Annotated in this window: 10 protein-coding genes; 3 read left to right on the top strand and 7 right to left on the bottom strand. The window is 72.3% G+C overall.

Annotation, left to right across the window (positions count from 1 at the left end; all coding sequences use genetic code 11):
* Positions 1–54: 54 nt before the first annotated feature.
* On the top strand, positions 55–2,145 hold the full coding sequence (locus IO24_RS0109665; protein ID WP_031133989.1) for an autotransporter-associated beta strand repeat-containing protein: 2,091 nt from the start codon (positions 55–57) through the stop codon (positions 2,143–2,145).
* Between the two features lie 13 nt (positions 2,146–2,158).
* On the opposite strand, the gene IO24_RS0109660 is transcribed toward IO24_RS0109665, so the two are convergent.
* The 3 genes from IO24_RS0109660 to IO24_RS0109650 are packed head-to-tail and all read right to left on the bottom strand — an operon-like array spanning position 2,159 to position 5,541.
* Positions 2,159–2,986: an MOSC domain-containing protein gene (locus IO24_RS0109660; protein WP_031133987.1), complete on the bottom strand. Its 828-nt coding sequence runs from the start codon at positions 2,984–2,986 to the stop codon at positions 2,159–2,161.
* Between the two features lie 23 nt (positions 2,987–3,009).
* Complete coding sequence (locus tag IO24_RS0109655) at positions 3,010–4,128, bottom strand: protein kinase family protein (RefSeq protein WP_031133985.1); 1,119 nt, start codon at positions 4,126–4,128, stop codon at positions 3,010–3,012.
* A 9-nt stretch (positions 4,129–4,137) separates the two neighbouring features.
* Positions 4,138–5,541: an amino acid permease gene (locus tag IO24_RS0109650; RefSeq protein ID WP_031133983.1), complete on the bottom strand. Its 1,404-nt coding sequence runs from the start codon at positions 5,539–5,541 to the stop codon at positions 4,138–4,140.
* 130 nt (positions 5,542–5,671) lie between these two features.
* Here IO24_RS0109650 and mmuM point away from each other — a divergent pair, with 130 nt between their 5' ends.
* Positions 5,672–6,583, top strand: a complete 912-nt coding sequence (gene mmuM, locus IO24_RS0109645) for a homocysteine S-methyltransferase (protein ID WP_031133981.1) — start codon at positions 5,672–5,674, stop codon at positions 6,581–6,583.
* A gap of 157 nt (positions 6,584–6,740) precedes the next feature.
* The gene (locus IO24_RS0109640) at positions 6,741–7,799 is read left to right on the top strand and encodes a LacI family DNA-binding transcriptional regulator (RefSeq protein WP_031133980.1); all 1,059 of its coding nucleotides are present in this window, start codon (positions 6,741–6,743) and stop codon (positions 7,797–7,799) included.
* A gap of 182 nt (positions 7,800–7,981) precedes the next feature.
* Here IO24_RS0109640 and IO24_RS0109635 read toward each other — a convergent pair whose 3' ends face one another.
* From IO24_RS0109635 to IO24_RS0109620, 4 genes are all read right to left on the bottom strand, one after another.
* Complete coding sequence (locus IO24_RS0109635; RefSeq protein ID WP_031133978.1) at positions 7,982–9,586, bottom strand: carboxylesterase/lipase family protein; 1,605 nt, start codon at positions 9,584–9,586, stop codon at positions 7,982–7,984.
* A gap of 102 nt (positions 9,587–9,688) precedes the next feature.
* Positions 9,689–10,936, bottom strand: a complete 1,248-nt coding sequence (locus IO24_RS0109630; protein WP_031133976.1) for an alginate lyase family protein — start codon at positions 10,934–10,936, stop codon at positions 9,689–9,691.
* Positions 10,937–10,961: 25 nt separating this feature from the next.
* Positions 10,962–14,297, bottom strand: a complete 3,336-nt coding sequence (locus IO24_RS0109625) for an alginate lyase family protein (protein ID WP_031133975.1) — start codon at positions 14,295–14,297, stop codon at positions 10,962–10,964.
* Positions 14,294–15,817, bottom strand: a complete 1,524-nt coding sequence (locus IO24_RS0109620) for a glycosyl hydrolase family 28 protein (protein ID WP_031133973.1) — start codon at positions 15,815–15,817, stop codon at positions 14,294–14,296. Before IO24_RS0109620 ends, IO24_RS0109625 begins: the two co-directional genes overlap by 4 nt.
* Positions 15,818–15,840 lie beyond the last annotated feature (23 nt).

Raw genomic sequence — 15,840 nt, 5'->3', positions numbered from 1 at the left:
ACGGCGGCCGCCGATTTTCTGTTATCGGCGGGGACCTGGCCCGTCTCCGGTGATGTGCGCAGCCTCACCCACACCACAGCAGCGGCCGCGGGCGTCCTCGCGGCGGTCGCTTCCCTGGTCACCGCTCCCCCGGCGGTGGCCGCCGGCGCCCGGGACGTCACGTCCGACGTGCTGGCCGGCCGGGACGTGACGCTCGGCGGCGACACCGTCGTCAGCGTGCCGCCCGGGACGACGACGTACGACGGCGTGTTCCGCGGCGAGGGCACGCTCACCGTGCGCGGCAGCGGGACACTGATCCTCACCAAGGACAGCGACTTCACGCTCCCCGAGTCCCGGCGACGGCAGCGGGTGCGGACGGCGGGCGGGAACCACCCGTACGTCACCGTCACCCGCCCCGACCCCCCTGCGGTCACCGTCGAGCGCGGCGCGACGCTCCAGTACGGCGACGGCGGGACGACGGGCCTGATCGGCCACTTCCCGTACAACACCCCGGCGTTCCGCCTCAACCAGGACAACATCCGGGTCGACGGCACCCTCCGCCTCTCCCTCAAGAGCGCCTACAACCTGGGCACCATCAGCGGCTCGGGCCTGATCACGCAGCCCAGGTTCCTCTGGGGCACATGGGACCTGTCCGGCACCCACTCCTTCTCCGGGGTGATCGACAACGGCACGCAGGCCAACGCCGGGCGACCCGAGTACGCGACGTCACTCCCACGCGTCCGCAAGATCCTCAACCAGGGCACCTGGACGGTCGACACCCCGCTGGGCCGGACCGTCACGATGGGCATGGACTTCTACCAGCGCGAGTACGGCAGCGACATCAACGTCCAGTCCCGGCCGGGCGGCAAGGTGGTGCTGACCGGCCAGTACAGCTGGTCGGACCGGGGCGGCGACACCGACCCGTCGCTCAGCGACCCGGCCCTCAACTGGACACCCGCCCGCAAGAACGTCAACAAGCGCGGCACCAACATCAAGGGCGCGAACGTCCGGTGGGGCGACGGCACGACCGACCGGATCTTCATGCCGGGCACCGCCGAGACGGTCTACATCAACCTGCTGGCGGCCCGCTCGCGCTCCAGGCTCACCTTCGACTACAACGGCCCCGTGACACTCGGCGCCCCCATCGGCGGCGGCAGATTCCACGACACCCTGTCGGCCCCCGGCGCCGGCGACATCGTCGTCGCGGGCACCCCCGGCAACGACGTGACCTTCGCCGCCGTCCAGTACTACGACGGCTCCACGACGGTGGAAAAGGGCGCGGTCCTGCGCCTGGGCAGCGGCGAACGGGGCGGCGACGGCGGCCTGTACACGGGCGGCACCCGCTACCGGCTCGTCAACGACGGCTCCCTGATCCTGCGCAACACCGGCAAGCCCCTCACCCTGTCCCGCATCGAGGGCAGTGGCTCCCTCACACAGTCGGGTGCCGCCACGACGACCCTGACGGGCGGGGCGGTGACCTACACCGGCACGACCACGGTTTCCCAGGGCACCCTCGCGCTGCGCGGCGGAGCCACACTCGCCCGCAGCAGGTCGATCCGGCTCACCTACGCCGGGGCCAGGCTGGACGCGGGCCGCTCGGGCCTGCGCGTGTCGACCACGCTCACCGGCAAGGGCACGGTGAGCGGCAAGGTCACCAACGACGGCACGGTCACGACGGGCCTCACCGTCGACGGCCCCTACACCCAGACCCCGAAGGGCTCACTGGTCCTGCGGGACAAGCCGCTGACAGCCACGGGCCGGGTCCGGCTGGCCGGGGCCCTGGACGCCTCCGCAGTGTCCGGGACGGCGCGCGAGATCACCGTGCTCGACCACAAGGGCCAGGCCAGGACCTCGGGAACCTTCACCGGCTTGAAGGAAGGCGCCCGCCTGAAACCGGCCGGCACGACTTACCGCATCAGTTACCGGGGCGGCGACGGCAACGACGTCGTCCTGACGCCCGACCGCGCTCCGAGCCCGTCCCCCACCACCTCTGCGTCATCCGCCGTGACCCCCCGCAGCGCCGGTGACCCGGAACGCGCCGGCTTCGGCTGGTGGCCCTACGCCCTCGGCTCCGCCCTGATCGTCAGCCTCGCGGTACCGGTCGCGACGCGACGGGCCCGGGGTGGTCGCAGCCGTGGACGGCATGCGGGCCGTGCGCGGCGGTGACCCGCCCCGGCGATCACAGCTCGGACTCGCCCCACACCGGCACGCCCACCTCGTCCCCCACCGCCACCCTGCCGGGCCGGAGTACCGCGTACTTCGTGCCGAAGGCGACTCCGCCCTGAGCCGCGCGGCGGTAGCCGGCGAGGGTGCGCAGGGGTTCCGGGCCTGCCCGGGTGCCGGTCTGCTGGTCGACCAGGGTGACGGCGCAGCGGATGGCGAGTTTGGCGTAGCCCAGCTCCGTGTCGCCGATGCGCAGGCGGTGGGCGCGGTCCTCCGTGTGGGGTTCGTCCCAGCCGTCGATGACGATGTTGGGGCGGAAGCGGTCGAGAGGGAGGGGGTGCGCGCCGCGGCCGGTCAGCTTGGTGTCGAGGAGACCGAGGGTGGAGCGGGAGATGACGTGCAGGGCGCAGCTGTCGGCGTAGCCGGAGGTGCCCGGCGTCAGGCCGTCGGTCACCCGGTCGTGTTCCGGCGGTGTCCGTACCAGACGGCTCCGTGCGCCGAGTACGTCCGAGAGCCAGTCCGCTGCCTCGTCGCCCTGGTCGATGCCCTGGTAAGCGGTTCCGAACAGGTCCACCTCCCGGCGGGCGCCGGAGGTGTCCACCCGGAGGTGGAGGGACTCGGCCCCGGGTGCGGTGAGCGTGAGGTGGTCGCCGTCGGGAGTGATCAGGGGGCGGATGACGGCCAGCAGCGGATCGCGGCGCTGCGTCCGGTACACGCCCTCCTCGCTGACGACCATGAAGCTGCGGTCGTGCGCCAGTCCGGCCGGGGTCAGCAGCGCCTCGCGTACCGGCGTCCCGGCGCAGCCCTTGACGGGGTAGTACGACAGCTCGACGACTCGGGCCATGACCTTCCGTTCCGTGCCGCGGTTCAGCGGCCGCTCGGGGCTTCGGGGAAGCCGAGCCGGGGGGCGAGCAGTCGTGCCTCGGCCGCCCACTCGGCCAGGTACGCCAGCGCCAGGCCCCGTTCCCGGTAGCGGAGTCCGGCCGGTACGGTGCCCTCGCCGCCGTAGGCCACCGGCTCCTCGTCCGCGCGCGCCAGCATCAGTGCCGTGAGCCAGTCGTACTTCACCGCGGAGGCGCACACGCCGAGCCGTACGAGGTGCTCGTCTCCGCGCCAGCCGCTCTCGCGCAGTCCGTGCACGTAGGCGTCGTAGGCCGCCTTGGCCAGGCCCGGCAGGTCGGCGGCGGGGACGAACAGGTCGAAGACGCAGTCGGGCAGGTAGTTGCCGAGGTCCTCGCCGAGGGCGCCGTCGCCGGTGAACGCCCAGTCGAGCAGGACGCCGGCGCCGGGACCGTCGGAGCGGACGTTCGCCGGCCACTGGTCGAGATGGCACAGGGTGCGGGGCAGCGACTCCATGACCGTGAGGAACCACTCGCGGTCGTGGTGGAGGCGGACCATGTCCTCGCGGAGGCCGGGCGGGAAGTGCCGCCGGATCAGAGGGTGTCGCCAGGCCTCGTCGTCGTCGAGCAAGGCCTCGCCCGTCGTCTTCCCCGTCGTGTAGTCCCGCAGGAAGCGCTGCGACAGCCACGGGGTGTCCTCCCCCGCGCCGACCGCGCCCTGCGCGGCGCCCAGGCGGTGGGCGTGGTCGATGTGGCGGGCGAGGGGCCAGGTGGTCGCCGGTTCGCCCGGCACGTCCTCCAGCCACAACGCCACGTCACCGTCCGGGCGTTCCGCGCACTCCAGCAGCCGGGGTGCCCGGATGCCGTGCCGCTGCCAGACCTGGGCGAGTCCGGACCGGTAGACGTACGCCTCGCGGCGCCAGAAGTTCCAGTGGCGCGGGTCGTTGGACGCCGACCAGGCGACGCCGGTCTCCTTCGTGCGCGTCAGCACCTTCAGGACGGCCGAGCGGTCGCCGCCGGTGACCCGCCACACCCCGGCCGTGACGCCGTTCAGCGGGTTGTGGGTGAGCGGCTCGAGCACCGCCTCTTCCGTCGGGACTCCCAGGACCTCACGTACTTCGGCATGCGCTGCAGCGACCTCGGGCATCCCCCGATGCTATGCCGACACCCCGTCGCTGTCCTTGCGTCCCCGCAGCCACACGTACACCGGGATCCCGGCGAAGAGGAACAGCACGCCCTGGTAGACGGCCGCGTATCCGGCGCCGGCGATCAGCCAGAACGAGAACCCGAAGGAGAGGACGGCGACCGTCAAATCCCGGGCGAGGCCCGCGGGGCGGACGCGATCGCGGGTGCCGCGGGCCAGCCAGTACAGCTGGGCCGCCGCCGACAGCAGGTAGGGCACGCAGCCGGTGAACGTGGTGATCAGGACCAGCACGCGGAACGTGGTGTCCGGGCCGGCCGTGTAGTTGAGGGCGATGAGGAGGCTGCCGAGGACCGCGCAGGCCCACACCCCGAAGCCGGGGACGCCGCCCTTGCCGAGGCGGGCGAAGGGCGCGGGGAAGAGGCCGTCGCGGGCGGCGGCGTACGGCATCTGCGCGGCCATGAGGATCCAGCCGTTGAGGCAGCCTGTGATCGAGGCGACCGCGACCAGGGCGATGACGGTGCCGCCCCAGCCGGCGCCGGTGATCGCGTTCACCGCGTCGGCGAAGGGGGCACCCGAGTCGACGAGCCGGTCGTGCGGGACGAGGCCGAAGACGGCGACCGTGCCGAGGATGTACACCAGGGCCGAGGCCAGCGTGCCGAGGACGCTCGCCCGGCCGACCGTGCGCTCGGGGTCACGGACCTCGCCGGCGCTGACCGCGGCCGACTCGACCCCGAGGAAGCTGTAGAGCAGCAGCGCGGCGGAGGCGGCCAGCGCACCGGAGACGCTCTGGCCGGAGGCGTTGAACGGGCCGAAGTTGTCCGTGTCGACGAAGAACAGGCCGATGGTGGCGAGCAGGAGCAGCGGTACGAACTTCAGGACCGTGGAGACGACCTGCACCGTGCCGACCCAGCGGGTGCCCGCGAAGTTGGCGGCGGCGGGCAGCCAGAGAGCGGCCATGGCGACGGCCGCCTGGAGGGCGTGGTTGCCGTGCAGGGGTATCAGGACGTCGACGTAGCCGACGACCGCGACGGCCAGGGCGGCGATGCTGACCCAGCACATCGTCCAGTACGACCAGGCCGACAGGAACCCGGCGAACTCGCCGAAGGCGTCCCGCGGGTAGACGTAGAGCCCGCCGGTGACGGGGCTGCGCCGCGCCAGCCTGCCGAAGAGCAGCGCGAGCAGCACCGCGCCGACCGAGAGCACCAGGAACGCGAGCAGGCTGATCGTGCCGTAGGGGGCGACGGTGGCGGGCAGGGCGAAGATACCGCCGCCGATGATGTTGCCCATGACGAGGGCCGTGGCGGCGGCGAGGCCGAAGGTGCGGCGGGGAGCCGGGGCCGGATCGGCGGCTGTGGCCGGCTCGGGGGATGCGGAGCCGGCGGGTTCGGCGGCCTCGGCGGGGCGGGGGACGGTCATGGGGGTTCCTGTACGAGCGGAGGGGGAGGGCTGTGATCGTAACCCGCTGTCCCACATGTTGGTCGACCTGTTCATACACTGGACACACTCGGCTGGGGTCCGCCGCCGGTTCTCGACTACCGTCGTCCGCATGACCAGCACCCTCACCCTCGCCGAAGCCCTCGCCGCCGGGACGGTCGTCCTGGACGGCGGCATGTCCAACCAGCTCGAGTCGGCCGGGCACGACCTGAGCGACGAGCTGTGGTCGGCGCGGCTGCTCGCCGAACAGCCGGAGGCGGTGACCGAGGCGCACCTCGCCTACTTCCGGGCGGGCGCGGACGTGGCGATCACCTCCAGCTACCAGGCCACGTTCGAGGGATTCGCCAAGCGCGGGATCAGCCATGACCGGGCGGCCGAACTCATGGCGCTGAGCGTGGAGTCGGCCCGGGAAGCGGCCCGGCGGGCGCGCGTCTCGCGGCCGTTGTGGGTGGCGGCCTCGGCCGGTCCGTACGGGGCGATGCTCGCGGACGGCTCGGAGTACCGGGGGCGCTACGGGCTGAGCGTGGACGAGCTGGAGCGTTTCCACCGGCCCCGCCTGGAGGTGCTGGCCGCGGCCGGGCCCGACGTACTCGCGCTGGAGACGGTCCCGGACGCCGACGAGGCCGCGGCCCTGCTGCGGGCGGTGCGCGGGCTCGGGGTGCCGGCCTGGCTGACGTACTCCGTCGCCGGTGGCCGCACGCGGGCCGGGCAGCCGCTGGAGGAGGCCTTCGCCCTGGCCGCCGAGGCGGACGAGGTGATCGCGGTCGGGGTGAACTGCTGCGCCCCGGAGGATGTGGACGGCGCGGCCGCGACGGCGGCACGGGTCACCGGCAAGCCGGTCGTCGTCTACCCCAACAGCGGCGAGACCTGGGACGCCGAGGCCCGCGCCTGGACCGGCCGCTCCACCTTCACCGTCGGCCAGGTGAAGGGCTGGCAGCAGGCGGGAGCCCGGCTGATCGGCGGCTGCTGCCGGGTGGGCCCTGAAGGCGTCTCGGGCATCGCGGGGGCACTGGGGGACGCGTAGCGCGACGGCATCCCGCACCGCCCCGGCAGTCCGCGCCCACCCCTCCTCCGCCCCGCCCCTCCACTGCTAGCCTCCGTCATGGGAACCGGTTGCTACGGCGTTGCCGCAGTTCCCGAGGGGGTGGGCGCGGACCGGTGCCCGGAGAGACGAGGCAGGCATGACGAGGAAGAGCGGGGACGCGAGCCGTAGCACCATCCGGGACGTGGCGGCGCGCGCGGGGGTCTCCGCGTCGACGGTGTCCCGGGTGCTGGGCGGCGCGTATCCGGTGAGCGCGGCGACGCGCGGGCGCGTGATGCGGGCGGTCCGCGAGCTGGACTACGTGGCCGACGCCCGGGCGAAGGCGATCGCCGGGGTCGGCACGCCCACCCTCGCCTTCGTCCTGGACGACATCACCGGCCCGTCGTTCGCGCACATGGCCCACGGCGTGGAACGCGAGGCGACCCGGCTCGGTCATCTCTGCCTGGTGTGCAGCACGGAGGGCGACGTCCGGCACGAGCTGGAGTTCGTCGAGATGATGCGCGCCCAGCGGGCCGCCGCGGTGATCCTGGTCGGCGGCACGGCCGACACCCCCGAGTACCGCGAACGCACCCACCGGATGGCCGACTCCCTCGCCTCGGCCGGTTCCCGGCTGGTCCTCTGCGGCCGGCCGCCGCTGGACCCGGGCGCCCCGGTGACGGTCATCGAGTACGACAACGAGGGCGGCGCCCACACCCTGGTCGCCCATGTGCTCGCGCAGGGCCACCGCCGGGTGCTGTACCTCGGCGGCCGGGCGGACCACACCACGGCCCTGGGCCGCGAACGCGGCTACCTCGCCGCGCACCGGGCCCGGGGCCTGACCCCGGACCCGTCCCTCGTCCTGCACGGCGACTTCACGCGGGACGCCGGCCACCGTCTGATGCGGCGAGCGCTCGAGGACGGCCTGGAGTTCAGCGCGGTGGTGGCGGCCACGGACATGGTCGCGGCGGGTGCCCTGACCGCTCTGCACGAGGCGGGCCTGACGGTGCCGGGCGACGTATCCCTCGCCGGCTACGACGACATCCCCTTCGCCCGCGACCTGCACCCCGCCCTGACCACGGTCCACGTCCCCTACGAGGAACTCGGCCGCCTCGCCGTCCGCACGGCCCTGGAGCACACCCCGGGCGCCCCGGACGAACACCTGCTGCTGGGCACACACGTGGTGGTGAGGGACTCGGTGGGGCCGCCCCGGGCGCGCTAGGCCGTGTCCGCAAAGTCCCGCCTGCCCCGCGACGCCTGGCACGCACTCTCGCCGCACCGGGCGAAGCCCACCTACAACCACCACCGCTGCCACACCGCACTCGCAGGCCAGCCACCCATCACCCGCGTTCAACAACGCTGCGGGTCAATACACCTAGGGCCCGCTCGGCGGCGGGTCCCCCGTCAGTGGCGTCGGAGGGCGCCGGAGCGGCGGAGTCGCCGTACGGCCGACCGCAGTTCGGCGCCCCGGGCGGGCGAAACGTCGGCGGGGACCGTCCCGGGGGCGGGTTCCGGAGGCCGGAGCGCGTCGGCCTGCCAGAGGGCGAGTTCACGGTCGCGGGGGCCGTAGGCCGTGTAGGCCGGCCCGCTCTCGGCGTCCGGCGCGCCGTCGCCGAACACCCGCACCGGATGCCTGTCGTCCCAGCGCTCCCAGCCCGGGTCGCCGTCCCTCGCGAACCGCACCCAGGCCGCGTGCATGGCGTCCGCCAGCTCCTGCGGCGCCCCCTCCCCCGCGAGTTTCCGGGACTCCGCGGCCTCACCGGTGTCGAAGACGAAGCCCAGTTCCAGCGCGTGGCAGGAGCCGAGGCCGGGCAGGTTCGAGGGCCAGGCGAACTCGTAGACGTACGACGGTTCCGTGCGGGCGTCGGCCAGGTGGTGCAGGGGGATGCGGAGCAGGTGGTCGGTGACGAGCTGGCCGACGATCTCGGCCGTGCCGGCCTCGGGGTGCAGCGTGCGGTAGCCGCGCGGGACCTCGCTGCCGCAGTGGCAGCGGGCCATGGCGCCCGCGAGGGCGACGGCTCCGAGGCGCTCGACGCGTTCCAGAAGGCCGCCCGGCACCAGCCACAGCCGGTACTCGTCGCGGGTCCAGCCCATCAGCAGCTCGACGCCGGGGGCGGCGCCGTCGTCGGTCAGGGCCCGCAGGGGGTCGCGCGGGACGACGTCGCCGTCGGTGACGAGGCCGAAGGCGGGTCCGCCGACCACCGGGCTGCTCAGTTTCCCCACTTCGGCCTGGGTGCGCAGCAGCAGGTCGCGGTCGACGGCGGCGAAGGCCTCGGCGGTGGCGGGGATCTTCAGCCGGGAGGCCATACGGCGCACCATCCGCCGCACCTTGGCCCGCTCGGACGCCTCGGGCGGCCCGCTCTGCAGGACGGCCCGGCGTACCAGCCCCTGGGTCTGCGGGGCGGCGATGAGGGCGCCGACGCTGATGGCCCCGGCGGACTGGCCGGAGAGGGTGATGCGGCCGGGATCGCCTCCGAAGGCCTCGATGGACTCGCGCACCCAGGTCAGGGCGGCGATCTGGTCGCGCAGGCCGGGGTTCGGGGGCGTGTCCGGGAACAGTCCGTAGCCCTCGACGCCCAGCCGGTAGTTGATGGACACACAGACCACGCCGTCGCGGGCGAAGGCATGACCGTCGTAGACGGGTACGGCGGACGAACCCCGGGTCAGGGCGCCGCCGTGCAGCCAGACGAGGACGGGCAGGCGGGCTTCGGGATCGGGCTGCGGGGTCCAGACGTTGAGGTTGAGGCAGTCGTCCCCCGGCACGACCGGGTCGGACAGGTAGTGGGCGAAGGCGTCCGAGTACGGCGGTTTCGGCGGGGTGGGGCCGAAGGAGCCGGCGTCGCGGACACCGTCCCAGGGCGGCAGGGGCACGGGCGGGCGGAAGCGGCGAGGTCCGAAGGGAGGGGCCGCGTACGGAATGCCGCGGAAGACCGCGACCCCTCGCTCGTACCGGCCCCTCAGGGCACCGTGGGGCGTGCTCACCACGGGGTCCGCCTGGTCTGCCGTCATGCGTTCACCAGCCTCCTCACCGCGCTCGTGCACCGTGAGGATCAGAGCAACTCATTGTCGCCCGGTATTCCGGTGCACGAGCGGGTGTGAGGGCTGTTCGGGCTACTTCGCGTACATCAGCGTGCCGAAGCCGAGCTGGTCGAATCCGCCGCTGGTGGTGCCGTAGTCACCCCCTCCGCCCTCGGGGGCGACGGAGAGGCACATCTGGGAGATGTACTTGTCGTCGAGGAGCAGTCGCCTCCCGTAGTGGTAGTGGAGCATCGCCCACACGGGGCGTGCCTGGCCGCGGGACGCGGCGCCGGGCACGGTCTGCGACTGCTGGGCGCAGTTCTGTCCGGTGCCCCAGGTGTACGTGGTGAACGGCACGTTCATGTTCAGGTTGTACTTGGCGACGTACTGGGCGGCCTTCATGAAGCGGCGCCCGTCGTACGAGTAGAGGTCGTCGCCCTGGTTCCAGGCCATTTCGCAGAGCGCGCCCATCTGGCCCATGCCCATGACCGTGTGGCCCTGGTCGCGGCCGGACTCCTGCCACTGGCCGAGGTCGTAGCCCTCGACGTTGCCGTACAGGAACGGGACGGCGTGCTGGATGGAACCGTTTCCCGCGCCGGACTTGAAGTAGGTGACGGCCTGGTCGTACTGGGCGGCGTTGTCGGTGAGGATCCCGATGGCCATGACCGAGGCCATGTTGCACAGGTCCCAGTTGGCCCAGTAGTTGGTGATGCAGGCGTCGTTGTGGCCGGTGAGGAACTGGTTGTTGAGCGGGTAGAAGACCCTGACCATCATGTCCTGGGCGGCGGCGAGGTCGAACGCCGGGTAGTCCCGCATCAGTTCGCAGGCGTTCGCGAACTGCCAGCCGTAGATCCCCGCGGCGAGGAACCGGTCGGCGTTGCCGGTGACCGTGGTCAGGGTGCGCGACCAGGCGTTGAGGATGTTCGCGGCGCACCGGGCGTTCGCCTCGGTGCCGCCGACCTTCCAGCGCAGCGCGTTCTGGTAGGCGGCCGCGATGTCGTTGTAGAGCTGCGGGTAGTTCTCTCCGGTGCCGCCGCGGATGACGGTCGCGGTCGCCCGGTTGGTCCAGGTGGACTGGGAGTGGGGGTTGGCGGTCAGCTTGTTCCAGCCGGACAGCCAGGGATCGTCGCCCGCGGCGACCCTGACTTTGGCGCGGTTGATGTCGCCGGCGTTGTGGAGCATGCCGGGGTGGGTGAAGGCGGCGGGGGCGGCGTCGGCCGTGGTCGCGGTGGCGCCGGCGCCGAGGGCGAGGGCTGCGGTGAGGCCGCCGGCGGTCTTGAGCAGACCGCGGCGGCTCACCTGGCCGCCCTCGGGGTGCGTGTGGGGGGAAGTGCGGCTCATGTGGGGCTCTCCGATCCGTGGAGTACTACGTGGGGGTGATGCTCACCTCGTCGAACTCGGTGGTGCTGCGGGCCAGGGGGTCGCGGGAGCAGACCACGAGGCCCACGTGGTAGGGGGCGTCACCGAAGCCGGGGAGGTCTCCCTCGGCGAGGGGGGTCCAGGTGGCGCCGTCGTCGGTCGAGGCGGATGCGGTGAAGTGCGTCCCGGTGCGCTTCAGCCGCAGCAGGCAGCCGGCGGTGACCGCCGCGTTGCCCGTGAACGTGGACTTTCCGGCGACGGTCGGGCGCAGCATCAGCTGGGCGCTCCTGCCGCCGGTGACGATCGCCCCGGCCGCCAGGTCGAACGGCGACAGGGACTTGGTCATGAGCAGGCCGACCCGGTCGCCGGTGGCTCCGGCGCGGGAGACCAGGCGGACGGTGACCTCGCAGTCGCCGCTGACGGGCCGTCGTACGAACTGGCCCGTCATGCCCTGGTTGTTGACGGTGAGGTCGGTCCCGGCACCCCGCACCACGAAGGTTCCGTCCTCGTGGGCGGTGCTGCCGGGGGTCTGGACGGCGACCACGCCGAGGGTGCCGTAGGCGCGGTCGTCGAGGATGACGTCGCCCAGGTCGCCGTGGGTCCAGGGCGCGGGTGGCGGGGTGCCGACCGTGAGGGTGAGCGTGCCGGTGGCGTCCCCGGCGGCGTTGCCCGCGGTGGTGGTGACGGCGAACTCGCCGGTCCGGGTGGGGGTTCCGGAGATCAGGCCGGTGAGCTTGTCGAGGCGCAGGCCGTCGGGGAGCCCCTGCGCGGTGAAGCGGACGGGCTCGTGCGTGGCGCGCAGGAGGTGTTCGAAGGGTGCGCCCCTGTTCGCGAAGGCCACGGTGGACGAGGTGAGCCGAGGCGCGCTCGGTGTCGGCATGGCCGCCTTCGCCGGATCCGACAGCGGGCCGCGTCCGGCGCGGTTCGTCTTGGCCACGGCGTAGTGGTACGTCGTGCCGGGCCTGCCGGTGGCGTCGGCGTACCGGATGCGGGTGCCGAAGCCGACGGCCCCGATGCCGGACGCGAGGGTCTCGAACGGGCCCTTGGCGGAGGTGGAGCGCAGCACTGTGTAGCGGGCCGACAGGTCCGGGTCGGTCCAGGTCAGCTCGACGGCGTCGGCGCCCTGGAGGGCCCGCAGGTCGCCCGCGGTCCGGGCCGGGCGTGGCACGGACCAGATCTCGCCGCCCGTGCGGGAGGTGACGCCGACGTTGTCGAAGGCGCCGGTGCCGGTCTCGGCGTACTCCTCGTCGACGCCGAGGCAGGAGCTGAGGGTGAGACCGACATAGGCCGTCTTGCCCAGGTCGACCTCGCTGGTGCCGACGTCGGTCCAGTGGGTGCCGTCCGGGGAGATGGCCCCCGTGCAGCGGTCGCCCCGGCGGGTCACCCGGACCCAGTAGGGCATGCGCAGCCGGTAGCCGTCGCCCGCGCCCTCGACGTACGGGGCCTGAAGCGGGGTCGCCGACTCGGGGAGGTCGCCGAGGGAGGAGATCGGGAAGGCGGCGCTGGTGGTGATCGACTGCTGCTGGGACGGCGGCACGGGCCGGCTGCCGGTGCCCTTGACCGCTGCCCCCGCCTTCGCCCGTACGGACCACACGCCGCTCCAGGTGTGCAGCGGCAGTCCCTGGATCAGCATGGCCGCGTGGGCGGCCTGCGGGTCCAGGGCGGCTCGCACGGTGACGCCGATCTTGGAGTACTGGGAGCTGAGCGGCCACACGATCCGGGCCGTGACGGTGCCGTCGCCGCGCAGCGGCAGGTAGGCCAGCCGGTGGGTGTCGGCGGTGCCGGACGCCTCCAGCACGAACCGTTCGCCGTCGAAGTGGGCCGAGCCGGGGATCCTGACGTCGCCGACGTCCCGGGTGGACCAGGGGCCGGGGAGCCCGGGGACCGCGGCCGCACAGGCGGAACCGGCGCTCTGCCCCTGGGAGTTGACCGCGATGACCGTGTAGGAGGAGGAGCGTCCGTGCCGGGCGCGGCGGTCGGTGTACGTCGGCTCGGTGACACCGCTCGCGATCTTCTCGTACGGTCCGTCGGCGCTGCCGGCCCGCAGGACGGTGTACGACTCGGCCCACGCCGACGGCAGCCAGGCCACCGTGACGGACCTGTCGCCGCCCACCGCCGTGACACCGGCCGGAGCCGTGGGCACGGACGGAGACGGGGTCTTCGTACCGGCGAAGGTGAGAGTGCCCCAGCTGGGCAGGTCGTCGTTGCTGCCCTCGACGACCCGGGCGCCGCCGGGGCCGCGGAAGACGGCCGCCTTGGTGTAGGGGGCGTCGAGGCCCCGGACTCCGGCGTAGTGCGCGTAGGCCATCTCGTAGATCGGCGGCAGGTTCCCGCGTCCGACGGCGGAGACGGACTTCTTGACATACTTGCCGGTGCGGTCCAGGTCGGGGACGAAGGGCACGTCGCCACCGAGGTTGTAGCGGGCGGCGTACTCGACGTTCTTCAGCAGCCGGTTGTCGTCGAAGGCGTACAGGTCGACGCCCTGGTTCCAGGCGACCTGCGCGGCGTCGGCGAGCAGGCCGACGGCGAGCTGCTCGTGGCCCTGGTCGCGGCCGGACTCCTGGCCTTGTCCCGCGTCGGTGACGATGCGGTGCGGTGCGCTGCCGTTGCCCGCGCCGGCGGCGGCGAAGCGCAGCGCGTCCTCGAAGAGGGTGGGCTCCTCGCAGAACACGCCGATGGCCAGGATCGACTGGACGGACGTCAGGTCCCAGTTGCCGTTGGCGTAGAGCATGTAGCCGGAGATCGCCGGGTACCAGACGCGCAGGAAGGACTCCTCGCAGCGCGCGATGTCCTCCTTCGCCCAGCCGTCGTAGCCGCTGTGGCGGAGCAGTTCGGCGGCGTTGACGAACTTGAAGACCTGGAGCCCGGCGCCGAGCGGGCCGTCGGCGCCGGTGACGGCCGTCAGGGACGCCGACCAGGCGTTGAGGATGTCGCGGGACTTGTCGGCGTAGGCACGCTCGCCCGTGACGCACCACATCAGCGCGGTCTGGTAGGCGGCGGCCGAGTCGGCGACGGCCTGGTTCTGGAAGTTGGTGGGGCCGCGGCCCCAGGAAGTGATCTGGCCGGCGTTCTGGATGGTGTAGGTGGCCTTCGAGCGCGCGTGCGCCGCGAGCGCGAGGTAGCCGTCGTAGACCGGGGATTCCTTGGCGGCGACGGCGGCCTTCATACGCGCTGTGTCGTCGGCTGTATGCAGTAGGCCGGGGTGTGTGAACTGAGTGCGACTGGTCTGGTGGCCGGCCGCCCGGGCGGTGGCGGGCGCGAGCAGTCCGCTCGCGCCTGCCACCAGCAGCAGGGCCGCCGTGCCGCCGAGGAAGTTCCGGCGACTCGGAGCAGAAGTGATCATGACGCGGCGGCCGCCTCGGCGGTGGTGAGGAACTTCAGGTTCGTCACATGCTCGTTGACGAACATGGGCACGCCGTCCGAGGCCAGATACCACGCCGGCTTGCCCGTGCTGTCGGCGATCACCCTGCCGTTGACGCGGAGGTTCTCGAAGGTGACGTCCTTGATCGCGTGCTCCGCGTCGAGACCGGCGATGATCGAGAGGTCGGCGTTCTTGCCGTTGTAGCTGAGGTCCTTGATGTAGACGGACTCGATGGCGCGGCCTGCCGACGTGTTGTACTTCGGGTTGTACTCGACCCGCATGTGGATGAGCTGGCCCCAGCGGAAGTCCTCCACGCGGATGTTGTCGAACGTGACGTCCCGGACGCTGTTGCTGTCGCCGACCATGAAGGCGATGGCGCCCTGGTAGGTCACCTGCGGCTCGCGGTGGTCGAGGATGTCGATGTTCTCGTAGCGCAGGTTCTCCAGCACCTCTGGGGTGTCGGAATTGCCGTGCACGCCGATGTTGATCGGGTGGGCGACGTCGGCCCAGAGGGAGCAGTTCTTGACGGTGATGTTGCGGGTGTCGCCGTAGAAGTCCCAGCGGTGGGTGTAGAGAGCGACGCAGTCGTCGGAGGTGCGCAGGAAGCAGCCGTCGATCGTGACGTTCTCGGAGCAGTAGAGCTGGATGCCGTCACCCCAGCCCTGGTGACTGAAGGCACGCAGATTCCTGATGGTGAGGTTCTCGGACTCGGCGACCCTGATGTTCTCGTACCGGGGGTTGAGGATCGTGATGCCGTCGATCGTGACGTTCTCGCACTTGCGGACGAAGACCGCGCCGCCGGTCGTGTCGTAGACCACGCCGCGGCCGATCAGCCGGGAGTTCTCCACGCCCTCGAAGATCACGTTCGAGGTGAGGACGGCGCCCGCGGCCAGGTAGACGGTAGTGCCGGTGGGCACCTTCAGGGTTCGGTCGGGGTGGGTGTGCAGACCGGGCCCGAAGTACATGACCTTCTTGTCGCCCTCGGTGGGCACGTCCTGCTCGATCGGGTTCGCGAACAGGTGCAGGCAGTCGAAGATCTTGTCGTCGATCTGGACGACGAGGTTGCGGGGCCGGTCCAGGGTGAAGCGCGCGGTGCTGCCGAGCACCTCGGGCTTGATGCCGTACGAGTCCGGGCGGATGCGGACCTTCTCGCCGCCGCCCGGGTTGTACGTGACCTCGACCTCGACCGTGCCGGAGAAGTCGAAGGCGGCCCAGGAGGAGCTCTGGGCTCTGTTGCTGCCGGTGTTCGCGTCGATCAGTGCGAGCTTGGCGAGGTAGACGCCGAGCTTCTGCCAGGTGCCGCCGAGCGGCCGGACCTTGACGGTGAAGGAGTTGTTGACAGGCACCTTCGGAAGCGTGGGGTGGATGACCACGCTGTCGCCGGTGGTGCCGTTCTCCGCCGCGGTGGCCTGTGCGGTGCCGGCGATGGTGCCTGCCAAGCCGGCGGCAGCGATGACACCGGCGGCCTGGAGGGTGGTCCGGCGTGACAGGGGCGTGCTCATGCGCAACTCCTTGCGAAAGGTTC

This window comes from Streptomyces flavovariabilis (assembly GCF_000725785.1).
Taxonomy (GTDB): Bacteria; Actinomycetota; Actinomycetes; order Streptomycetales; family Streptomycetaceae; genus Streptomyces; species Streptomyces hawaiiensis.
This window is presented reverse-complemented; position numbering and strand designations above follow the sequence as displayed.